A 1,426-nucleotide genomic window follows, 5' to 3' on the forward strand; every position below is an offset into this window, starting at 1 on the left:
GAAATTGGTCTTCCGTCAAGAAAGTGGACATTTTAAAATAAGATTATTTTATTTGAAATCCTACCGCACTGCGTTTGGTGGGGCATTAGAAACGATCAATCCAAAAGCCGATTGATCCTTTCTAACGCCAAATGGCTATATTATGAGATAGAATCCAACAGTGCAAGTTGATACTTTCTTTCAAAATTATTCGGTGAACGATAGCCAAGTTTAGAATGTTTTCTTCTCTCGTTATAGACGTTTGAGATGTAATGGTTAACGGCTTCAATAGCTTGTTCTTTTGATTCAAATCTATATCGGTAAATAAGCTCCTTTTTGATGGTCGCATGAAAAGATTCTATGCAGGCATTGTCATAAGGATCGCCTTTTCTGCTCATGCTAATTTGGATTTCATGTCCTTTTAATTCTTTAATATAGTCACTTGAACAATACTGGGAACCACGGTCGGAATGGTGGATAAGCCCTGTTCCTGGCCGTCTTGTTAAAATAGCTCTATCCAGTGCAGTCAAGACAAGTTCTTTTTTCATCGACGGCCCAATACTCCACCCAATAATCTTCCTTGAAAACAGATCCATTATAGATGCTAGATATAACCAGCCCTGGAGAGTCCATAAATAAGTGATGTCAGCTACCCATATGGTATTGGGTATAGCTACATCGAATTTCCTTTTTACCAAATTGGGATAGATCGTTAGATCGTGATCAGACTTTGTCGTCACGCCGTACTTGTTTAATGGGATCGCCCTTAAACCTATTTCTTGCATATAACGGGCTACGGTCTTTAAAGAGATAGTATATCCCCATTCAATAAGGTCATCATGAATCCTTGGGCTCCCGTAGGTGCCCATGCTTTCATGAAAGGATTTACAGATTTTTTGCTTAATTTCTTCCTTTACCTTTTCTCTCTCCGTCTCACCCTGAAGCTGCTTTCCCTTCCACTTGTAATAACCACTTGGGGATGTATGAAGTACATGACACATCTTCACGATTGAATGCTCATCACTATGAGCATCAATAAATTCATATTTCACTCGGGCTTTTTCGTGAAGATGTGCATAGCCTTTTTTAGGATTTCATTTTCCTCCCGCAGCGCTTCCATTTCTTTATCCTGTTGTTTCTTGTATTTTTCGAATTCCGATGGAGTGATATATTCAGGAGAATGTTGAGCAGATTTTTTCTCTTTATAGCTTTTAACCCAACGCATTATAGTTGAGTAAGAAACCTCTAACTCATATGCTAAATCGGTACCTTTTCTGCCCTCCTCCAACACCATTTTGGCAACATATTCTTTATACTCTTTAGTAAAATGTTTCCCCATGTGAACACGTCCTTCTAAATAATAGTTATAGTTTAACTTATTATCATTTTTAAGTGTCCACTTTTTAGACTAACCTCAAAATCCTGCAAATAGCCAGGTGAAACTTGC

The 1,426-nt window shown here is 38.1% G+C and carries 2 protein-coding genes; both read right to left on the reverse strand.

All coding sequences use genetic code 11. From position 1 onward, the window contains the following. Positions 1 to 140 precede the first annotated feature (140 nt). Positions 141 to 1,031: an IS3 family transposase gene (locus PBF_RS24665; protein ID WP_152539745.1), complete on the reverse strand. Its 891-nt coding sequence runs from the start codon at positions 1,029 to 1,031 to the stop codon at positions 141 to 143. Further along, positions 1,028 to 1,318, reverse strand: coding sequence for a transposase (locus PBF_RS24670; protein WP_035333664.1), 291 nt, complete (start codon positions 1,316 to 1,318; stop codon positions 1,028 to 1,030). The genes PBF_RS24665 and PBF_RS24670 overlap by 4 nt, the downstream gene beginning before the upstream one ends. Positions 1,319 to 1,426: the final 108 nt, after the last annotated feature.

The organism is Cytobacillus firmus DS1, assembly GCF_000565285.1.
Taxonomy (GTDB): Bacteria; Bacillota; Bacilli; order Bacillales; family Cytobacillaceae; genus Cytobacillus; species Cytobacillus firmus_A.

What these genes read in the sequence shown, in the direction of transcription:
- PBF_RS24670 (WP_035333664.1), bottom strand. Translation starts at nt 1,318, where the DNA reads ATGGGGAAACATTTTACTAAAGAGTATAAAGAATATGTTGCCAAAATG.